This is a genomic window from Desulforhopalus vacuolatus (genome assembly GCF_016918505.1).
Taxonomy (GTDB): Bacteria; Desulfobacterota; Desulfobulbia; order Desulfobulbales; family Desulfocapsaceae; genus Desulforhopalus; species Desulforhopalus vacuolatus.
Genome location: NZ_JAFFPZ010000136.1, coordinates 1 through 387, shown reverse-complemented (window position 1 = coordinate 387; position 387 = coordinate 1). Strand labels below are relative to the sequence as shown.

The following is a 387-nucleotide window of genomic DNA, read 5'->3' as shown; positions in this document are numbered from 1 at the left end:
AGCTGGCACCGCTTATCGTTGTTTTTGCTCAAAAGAACGTTTGGAAGCTCTGCGTGAAGAGCAAATGGCGAACAATGAAAAACCTCGTTATGACGGTTGCTGCCGCGACCATGCGCATAACCACACCGCTGATGAACCGCATGTTGTTCGTTTCCGTAACCCGCAAGACGGTTCTGTGATTTTTGACGATAAAATCCGCGGCCCAATTGAATTTAGTAACCAAGAGTTAGACGATTTAATTATTCGTCGCACTGATGGCTCACCAACTTATAACTTCTGTGTTGTTATTGATGACTGGGATATGGAAATTACTCACGTTATCCGCGGTGAAGACCATATCATCAATACACCTCGTCAAATCAACATTCTAAAAGCACTAGGCGCACC

Annotated in this window: 1 protein-coding gene; it reads left to right on the top strand. The window is 44.7% G+C overall.

What is annotated here, in order from left to right; genetic code table 11:
* A partial coding sequence (locus JWG39_RS16240) for a glutamate--tRNA ligase family protein (protein ID WP_369130661.1) occupies window positions 1-387 on the top strand: 387 nt, incomplete at both ends.